We start from the raw sequence: 8,875 nt of genomic DNA on the forward strand, positions 1-8,875 counted from the left end.
GTGACCAGTGTGAATGCGAGTATGCTTTGCATACTTCAAGCTGCAGGCGCGCTGGCCGCCTTCCTGCAACTCGAAATATTGGATACAAACTTACTCGTCTTCCAGCTCGATGTTGATACCCAGGGAACGGATCTCTTTCAACAATACGTTGAAGGATTCCGGCATGCCCGGTTCCATACGATGATCGCCATCCACGATGTTTTTATACATCTTGGTACGGCCGTTAACGTCATCGGACTTCACGGTCAGCATTTCCTGCAGGGTATACGCGGCACCATATGCTTCAAGTGCCCACACTTCCATCTCACCGAAGCGCTGACCACCGAACTGCGCTTTACCACCCAGCGGCTGCTGAGTAACAAGGCTGTAAGAACCGGTAGAACGCGCGTGCATCTTGTCATCAACAAGGTGGTTCAGTTTCAGCATGTACATGTAGCCGACAGTAACCTGGCGCTCGAATTGCTCGCCGGTACGGCCGTCAAACAGTGTGATCTGACCTGAGGTCGGAATTCCGCCCATCTCAAGCAGTTGCTTGATTTCAGTCTCTTTCGCACCGTCGAAGACTGGTGTCGCGATTGGCATACCTTTTTTCAGGTTCTCTGCCAGACGCAGCACTTCGTCGTCGGTGAAGGTGTTCAGATCCACTTTCTGACGCACGTCGTCGCCCAGATCGTACGCACGCTGGATGAACTCGCGCAGCTTGGAAACTTCTTCCTGTTTCTTCAGCATAGCATTGATTTTTTCACCAATGCCTTTCGCGGCCATACCCAGGTGGGTTTCCAAAATCTGACCGATGTTCATACGTGACGGTACACCCAGCGGGTTCAGTACGATGTCGACAGGCGTGCCGTCTGCATCGTAAGGCATATCTTCGATCGGGTTGATCTTGGAGATAACACCTTTGTTACCGTGACGACCAGCCATCTTGTCACCCGGTTGAATCTGACGTTTAACGGCCAGATACACTTTAACGATTTTCAGCACGCCTGGTGCCAGATCATCGCCCTGGGTGATCTTACGACGTTTAGCTTCGAGTTTTTTCTCAAACTCTGACTTCAGTTCGTCGTACTGTTCGGCCAGCTGTTCCAACTGGTTTTGTTTTTCTTCGTCGGTCAACGACAGTTCCAACCAGCGATCGCGTGGCAGTTTTGCAAGCTTCTCAGCTTCAATACCACCGTTAACCAGCGCTGAATGAATACGTTGGAACAAACCGGCTTCCAGAATCTGCAGCTCTTCAGTCAGGTCTTTCTTAGCCTGTTTCAGCTGCATATCTTCGATTTCAAGCGCACGCTTGTCTTTTTCCACGCCATCGCGGGTGAAGACCTGCACGTCGATAATCGTACCGGAAACGCCGTTTGGTACACGCAGAGAAGAGTCTTTAACGTCAGACGCTTTCTCACCGAAGATAGCGCGCAGCAGCTTCTCTTCTGGCGTCAGCTGGGTTTCACCTTTCGGCGTTACCTTACCAACCAGAATGTCGCCACCGGTCACTTCTGCACCGATATAAACGATACCTGACTCATCCAGCTTGGACAGTGCCGCTTCACCCACGTTAGGGATGTCGGCAGTGATCTCTTCCGGCCCCAGCTTGGTGTCGCGGGACACGCATGCCAGTTCCTGAATGTGGATGGTCGTGAATCGGTCTTCCTGAACAACACGCTCGGACACCAAGATGGAGTCTTCGAAGTTGTAACCGTTCCAAGGCATGAACGCGACGCGCATGTTTTGGCCCAGTGCCAGTTCGCCCAGATCCGTTGATGGGCCATCTGCCAGCACGTCGCCGCGCTCGATTGGCTCACCCAGATTCACACAAGGCATCTGGTTGATGCAGGTGTTCTGGTTGGAACGGGTGTACTTGGTCAGGTTGTAAATGTCGATACCTGCTTCGCCCGGGTACATCTCGTCTTCGTTAACACGGATAACGATACGGGATGCATCCACGTACTGAACAGTACCGCCACGTTTGGCAACGGCAGTAACGCCGGAGTCAACCGCTACAGCACGTTCCATACCGGTACCAACCAGCGGCTTGTCAGCGCGCAGAGTAGGTACAGCCTGACGTTGCATGTTCGCACCCATCAATGCACGGTTGGCGTCATCGTGTTCCAGGAATGGAATCAGTGAAGCACCAACGGATACGATCTGCTGGGTAGATACGTCCATATAGTCAACTTGATCGCGGCTAAACAGGCTTGATTCGCCTTTGCTACGACAGGTGACCAGGTCTTCAACAAAGTGGCCTTCTTCGTCCAGGTTGGTGTTCGCCTGAGCGATAACGAAGTTACCCTCTTCAATTGCAGACAAGTAGTTAATTTCATCGGTCACCACACCATCACGTACGCGACGGTAAGGCGTTTCAAGGAAACCATACTCGTTGGTCTGTGCATAAACAGACAAGGAGTTGATCAGACCGATGTTTGGACCTTCCGGCGTTTCGATTGGACATACGCGACCGTAGTGAGTCGGGTGTACGTCTCGAACTTCAAAGCCGGCACGTTCACGGGTCAAACCGCCCGGGCCCAATGCAGAAATACGACGCTTGTGCGTGATTTCGGACAACGGGTTGTTCTGGTCCATAAACTGTGAAAGCTGGCTTGAGCCGAAGAACTCTTTCACCGCCGCCGAAATCGGCTTGGCGTTGATCATGTCCTGAGGCATCAGGGTGTCGAGGTCGCCAAGAGACAGACGCTCTTTAACGGCACGCTCAACACGAACCAGACCTACGCGGAACTGGTTTTCAGCCATTTCGCCAACGGAACGAATACGACGGTTACCCAAGTGGTCGATATCGTCCACTTCGCCAACGCCGTTACGGATGCCGATCAGCTTTTTCATTACCTGAATGATGTCGTCTTTGCTCAGAATACCTGAACCTTCGATTTCATCACGCAGCAGAGAACGGTTGAACTTCATACGACCAACAGCAGACAGGTCGTAACGATCTTCGGAGAAGAACAGGTTCTCGAACAGGCTTTCTGCAGCTTCGCGCGTTGGCGGCTCACCAGGACGCATCATGCGGTAGATCTCAACCAGCGCGCTTAAGCGATCGCTCGTTGGGTCGACACGCACGGTCTCGGACATGTAAGCACCATGGTCGAGGTCGTTGGTGAACAGCGTTTCGATGGTTTTGTGTCCGGCCTGGCTCAGTTTCGCCAGCAGATCCAGAGACAATTCCATGTTCGCAGGGACAATCAGCTCACCGGTATTGGTATCGATGTAGTCTTTGGAAACGACTTTCCCTGCGATGTACTCAACAGGAACTTCGATGCGCTGAATGTCATCTTTTTCAAGCTGACGAATATGACGTGCAGTGATGCGGCGGCCTTTTTCAACATAGACTTTGCCGTCAGCTTCGATATCGAAGGAAGCTGTTTCACCGCGCAGGCGCTCAGGTATCAGGTCCATCTGCAACTTGTTGTCGCGGATCTGATAAGTCACCTTGTCAAAGAACAGGTCAAGGATCTGTTCTGTGGTGTAGTTCAGTGCACGCAGAATGATGGTCGCTGGCAATTTGCGGCGACGGTCAATACGTACAAACAGGTTGTCTTTCGGGTCGAACTCGAAATCCAGCCATGAACCGCGGTAAGGGATGATACGTGCGTTATACAGCACTTTACCCGATGAGTGGGTTTTACCCTTATCGCTGTCGAAGAACACACCTGGACTACGGTGAAGCTGAGATACGATAACCCTCTCAGTACCGTTAATCACAAAGGTACCATTTTCGGTCATGAGCGGAATTTCGCCCATATAGACTTCTTGTTCCTTGATGTCTTTGACCGTACCTTCTGGTGCTTCGCGTTCGTAGATAACCAGACGCAGTTTCACGCGCAGTGGCGCGGAATACGTTACACCGCGGATCTGGCATTCTTTAACGTCGAACACCGGCTCACCGAGACGGTAGCTAACGTATTGCAGCTCAGAGTTTCCGCTGTAGCTCTTGATAGGAAATACGGAACGGAATGCTGCTTCCAGACCGTGTTGGCCTTCCGAGTCTTGCTCGATAAACTTCTGGAACGAGTCAAGCTGGATAGAAAGGAGATAAGGAATATCCAGAACTTGTGGACGTTTCCCAAAATCCTTACGGATGCGTTTCTTTTCGGTATAGGAGTAAACCATAGGGTTCCTCAGCTCGCTGATCAGTGACCCAATCTTGTCTGTCCGGATGGACAGTTCATGCAACACCATTTCTGTCGAACGGAAAGTTGAATGACTTTCCGCAATATCTTTTTCAATCACTCTTAAACCATTTCGTTGCGCATTATCCCTGGATGAGCCAAGGCAAGTGGCGACAATATATTAAGTAGGCAGACAGAGAAAAATATTGGAGTAGTTCAGTGGTCAAACAGTGTGAAACACCACTGACACTCTATAGCGCAAAAAGGCTGGTGACTAAAAAGTCACCAGCCATCAGTCAGTTAATTAAAACTGACTGCACTCAGAAAGCAGTGGCTTATTTAACTTCAACTTCAGCGCCAGCTTCTTCCAGAGCTTTTTTCAGTGCTTCAGCGTCGTCTTTGCTGATGCCTTCTTTCAGAGCTGCTGGTGCAGACTCAACCAGGTCTTTAGCTTCTTTCAAGCCCAGACCAGTTGCGCTACGTACAGCTTTGATTACTGCAACTTTGTTCGCGCCGATACCTTTCAGTACAACGTCGAATTCAGTTTTTTCTTCTACAGCTTCAGCAGCGGCAGCAGGGCCAGCAGCAACAGCAGCAGCAGAAACGCCGAATTTCTCTTCCATCGCAGCGATCAGTTCTACGATTTCCATTACAGACAGAGCTGCAACGCCTTCAATGATTTGGTCTTTAGTGATAGACATTTAGATTTGTTCCTAAAAAACAGAAATAGTTTATACGTAAGCGAAACGTGACAAGAAAGGAAGTTGCTGATTACGCAGCAGTAGCTTCTTCTTTCTGATCGCGAACAGCAGCCAATGTGCGAACCAATTTGCCGGCAGCGGCTTCTTTCATGGTTGCCATCAGGCGTGCAACTGCTTCATCGTAAGTAGGCAGAGTTGCCAGACGATCGATTTGATCAGCTGGAATGAACTCACCTTCAAAGGCCGCAGCTTTAACCTCGAACTTAGCGTTCGCTTTAGCGAAATCTTTGAACAGACGGGCAGCAGCGCCTGGGTGTTCATGAGAAAACGCGATCAAGGTTGGACCAACAAACGTGTCTTTCAGGCACTCGAATGGAGTACCTTCAACGACGCGGCGCATCAGGGTGTTACGAACAACACGCATGTAAACGCCAGCTTCACGACCTGCTTTACGCAGTTCAGTCATTTTATCTACGGTAACGCCACGGGAATCCGCAACAACCGCAGACAGCGCGCCTTTGGCTACTTCGTTGACTTCAGCAACAATCGCTTGTTTGTCTTGAAGATTTAATGCCATTAGCTTTAGCTCCTGGATTTAGCCGGGGAAAATCCCCGGAACTCACATCACTTATAACCGGGATCGGAAATAAGCGTTCAAACACGGTGAGCAGAGAATCCAGCAAAACTATTCTTAAAAAGAAAAATTTTTATTCAGGCTCTGTCACCGTCTACGCAGGAAATATTAAGTCTTTTGCAAGACTCCTGCGGTCTTGGACGGAGGCCTGGATAGGCCAGGCTCCAACCGAAAAATTCTTGGTTTCGTATTACCGAAACGCTATCGCTTATACAAAACGAACGGGGGATAGATTTTAGACAAATCTATCGCCCGCGTAAAGCGATAAAAGCAAACTGTGCTGAATCTAACGTTTAAAAGTTAGGCAACAGTTGCTGACAGGCCGCTCTGATCAACAGAAACGCCAGCGCCCATGGTGGTGGACAGGCTAACTTTCTTGATGAACACGCCTTTAGCCTGTGAAGGCTTGGCTTTCTTCAACGCAACCAGCAGTGCTTCCAAGTTTTCTTTCAGCTTGTCAGCGTCAAAGTCAACTTTACCGATGGTGGTGTGAATGATGCCGTTTTTGTCGTTACGATAACGAACCTGACCTGCTTTAGCGTTCTTAACTGCTTCGGCAACGTTAGGAGTTACAGTACCAACTTTAGGGTTTGGCATCAGACCGCGTGGACCCAGAACCTGGCCCAGTTGACCTACAACGCGCATTGCATCTGGAGATGCGATAACAACGTCGAAGTTCATTTCGCCTTTCTTGATCTGGTCAGCCAGATCTTCCATACCTACCAGCTCAGCGCCTGCAGCTTTAGCAGCTTCAGCGTTTGCGCCCTGGGCAAATACGGCAACGCGAACGGAACGACCGGTGCCGTGTGGCAGAACGGTAGCGCCACGAACGTTTTGGTCTGATTTACGAGCGTCGATACCGAGGTTAACGGCAACGTCAACGCTTTCTACGAATTTAGCGGTAGCCAGCTCTTTGAGCAGGGCAACAGCTTCGTTGATGTCGTACTGTTTGGTAGACTCAACTTTGTCACGGATCACGCGCATGCGCTTGGTCAGCTTAGCCATTTCTTATCCCTCTACTACCAGGCCCATGGAACGAGCAGTACCTTCGATGGAGCGAACCATTGCTTCCACGTCAGAACCAGTCATGTCCGCAGCTTTGGTTTCTGCGATTTCACGAACCTGAGCACTCGTTACTTTACCCACTTTGTCTTTGTTCGGCTTGCCGGAACCAGACTTGATACCAGCCGCTTTCTTCAGCAATACTGCTGCAGGAGGGGTTTTGGTAACGAAGGTGAAAGAACGGTCAGAGTAAACGGTAATAACAACAGGGATCGGCAGACCTTTCTCAATGCTTTCAGTCTTAGCATTGAACGCCTTACAGAATTCCATGATGTTAACACCTTGCTGACCCAGTGCCGGACCGACCGGTGGACTTGGGTTAGCAGCGCCGGCTGCTACTTGCAGCTTGACGTAGGCTTGTACTTTCTTTGCCATGTTAATCTTCCTCAGTTGGGTGTTAGCGCCTGTTTGAAGAGGCTCCCCGTGATATTTGATAGCTTTCGCTTTCGATACTTGCTTTAAGCATCTGTTTTACGTCTTACGAAGATGTCGTCGTCAATCTCGAGGAGTGCCGTTCAACATTTTCGGTAGCCATAAAAACAAAAGGCGCGAAATTATAGTTTAATTTCGCGCCTCATACAACACCTGAAACCGGAGATTTTTTATCCAATGCTCGAAAGCACGGATTGGCGGGGGATTAGCCCTTCTCTACCTGTCCGAAGTCCAGCTCGACCGGTGTAGCACGGCCAAAGATGGAAACAGAAACTTTCAGGCGGCTTTTTTCGTAATCCACTTCTTCGACAACGCCGTTGAAGTCTGCAAAAGGACCATCGTTGACACGGACCAATTCGCCCGGTTCGAACAAGGTTTTCGGACGAGGTTTATCACCCGCCTGCTGCAGGCGATTCATGATCGCATCAACTTCTTTGTCGCTGATAGGTGCCGGGCGATCCGAAGTTCCGCCGATGAAACCCATCACGCGTGGAACGCTGCGCACCAAGTGCCAGCTGGCGTCGTTCATCACCATCTGAACCAGCACATAGCCAGGGAAGAATTTACGTTCGCTTTTACGACGTTGGCCACCGCGGATTTCAACCACTTCCTCGGTAGGGACCATGACTTCGCCGAACAGCTCTTCCATGTCGTGCAGTTTGATGTGTTCAGCCAGCGATTTCGCTACGCGGCCTTCAAAGCCAGAAAACGCCTGAACGACGTACCAACGTTTTTTAGGTGCTTCAGACATTTTAGAACCTCAAGCCAGTGATGAAGGATACCAGACGGACCAGTATACCATCCAGGCCCCAAAGAATCAGTGACATTACTGCCGTAACAGCAGCCACGATCAGTGTGGTATGCAATGTTTCCTGGCGTGTAGGCCAAATAACTTTACGTACTTCTGTACGTGCTTCGCGCGCAAACGCGACGGTTGACTTGCCTTTCATGGTCATCAGAGCCACTGCGCCTGCAATAGCAATAATCACGACAACGGCCAACGCACGTAACGGCAGGCTGTATGCACGGTAATAATAGTTACCGACAATAGCTACGACCAGTAAAACGGCAACGACAATCCACTTAACCGCTTCCAGGCCGCGCCCGCTCCCTTGAGCCTCGGTATTCGCACTCATAAACCAACCCGTCACAATGAATCAGAACAAACAACTTTGCCTCGCATTGCGAGGCAAACCAAACCGATTGTAGGCTAGAACGTACGCTCGGTGTTTACGCTATTTCTAAGAGCCTATCTCACCAATGATTATGACGTATAAATCGCTGATGAGATAGGTTCTGGCGCTATAGCGTAGAAAAAAGGGCATCGAATGATGCCCTTTTAGTGTGTGTTGCGTCAACGTAAAGTGACAAAAAACTATCAGCGATTAAGCGATAACTTTAGCAACAACACCTGCACCAACGGTACGGCCGCCTTCACGGATTGCGAAACGCAGGCCGTCGTCCATTGCGATTGGGTGGATCAGGGTAACAACCATGTTCACGTTGTCACCAGGCATTACCATCTCGATGCCTTCTGGCAGTTCGATGGTACCGGTCACGTCAGTTGTACGGAAGTAGAACTGTGGACGGTAGCCTTTGAAGAACGGAGTATGACGGCCGCCTTCATCTTTGCTCAGGATATAAACTTCCGAGTCAAATTTGGTGTGTGGTTTGATTGAACCTGGTTTAGCCAGAACCTGACCACGTTCGATGTCTTCACGCTTGATACCACGCAGCAGAACACCCACGTTCTCGCCTGCACGACCTTCGTCAAGCAGTTTACGGAACATTTCAACGCCGGTACAAGTAGACTTAACGGTGTCTTTGATACCTACGATTTCAACTTCTTCGCCAACTTTAACGATACCGCGCTCTACACGACCGGTAACAACAGTACCACGGCCGGAGATGGAGAATACGTCTTCGAT

Annotated in this window: 8 protein-coding genes; all 8 read right to left on the reverse strand. The window is 50.1% G+C overall.

What is annotated here, in order from left to right:
* Window positions 1–90 precede the first annotated feature (90 nt).
* Complete coding sequence (rpoB, locus tag SC206_RS00285; RefSeq protein WP_332733003.1) at window positions 91–4,119, reverse strand: DNA-directed RNA polymerase subunit beta; 4,029 nt, start codon at window positions 4,117–4,119, stop codon at window positions 91–93.
* A 334-nt stretch (window positions 4,120–4,453) separates the two neighbouring features.
* Entirely contained in the window at window positions 4,454–4,819 is a 366-nt protein-coding gene (gene rplL, locus SC206_RS00290; protein WP_053324266.1) for a 50S ribosomal protein L7/L12, read from the reverse strand.
* Between the two features lie 70 nt (window positions 4,820–4,889).
* Entirely contained in the window at window positions 4,890–5,396 is a 507-nt protein-coding gene (gene rplJ, locus SC206_RS00295) for a 50S ribosomal protein L10 (protein ID WP_332733009.1), read from the reverse strand.
* A gap of 357 nt (window positions 5,397–5,753) precedes the next feature.
* Window positions 5,754–6,458 (reverse strand): 50S ribosomal protein L1, encoded by a 705-nt coding sequence (rplA, locus tag SC206_RS00300; protein WP_332733011.1) that lies wholly within the window; start codon window positions 6,456–6,458, stop codon window positions 5,754–5,756.
* Between the two features lie 3 nt (window positions 6,459–6,461).
* Entirely contained in the window at window positions 6,462–6,890 is a 429-nt protein-coding gene (gene rplK / locus SC206_RS00305; protein WP_009639144.1) for a 50S ribosomal protein L11, read from the reverse strand.
* 262 nt (window positions 6,891–7,152) lie between these two features.
* Complete coding sequence (nusG, locus tag SC206_RS00310) at window positions 7,153–7,698, reverse strand: transcription termination/antitermination protein NusG (RefSeq protein WP_332733014.1); 546 nt, start codon at window positions 7,696–7,698, stop codon at window positions 7,153–7,155.
* A 1-nt stretch (window position 7,699) separates the two neighbouring features.
* Window positions 7,700–8,083, reverse strand: a complete 384-nt coding sequence (secE, locus tag SC206_RS00315) for a preprotein translocase subunit SecE (protein ID WP_332733017.1) — start codon at window positions 8,081–8,083, stop codon at window positions 7,700–7,702.
* A 249-nt stretch (window positions 8,084–8,332) separates the two neighbouring features.
* A partial coding sequence (locus SC206_RS00320) for an EF-Tu/IF-2/RF-3 family GTPase (protein ID WP_332733019.1) occupies window positions 8,333–8,875 on the reverse strand: 543 nt, incomplete at its 5' end.

The organism is Rouxiella sp. T17, assembly GCF_036663475.1.
Lineage (GTDB): Bacteria > Pseudomonadota > Gammaproteobacteria > Enterobacterales > Enterobacteriaceae > Rouxiella.